Source organism: Vibrio sp. 378, from assembly GCF_033339435.1.
In genome coordinates this window covers 1-231 of record NZ_JAWOUO010000498.1, presented here as the reverse complement: position 1 = coordinate 231, position 231 = coordinate 1, and positions in this window count along the sequence as shown.

The window sequence follows — 231 nt, the reverse complement described above, 5'->3', positions numbered from 1 at the left end:
AAGCAGCAGCCAGAAAGCGCGATTAGTTTCCCTGTTCTCATAATGTTCCCCTTCTTTAACCGGACGTTGGTCATATGCAAGAAGGAGCAATTATGGTGCCTAATTTAAATTATTTATCTAACAAAGAGTTATGATGATAAGGGTGTTTTTTGTCATTTTGAGAATGAACATGACAAGCGAAGTAGAAGTCTGAAGAGTTCAGAAAATGCGTTCGTGTGCAGTGGAATTTTA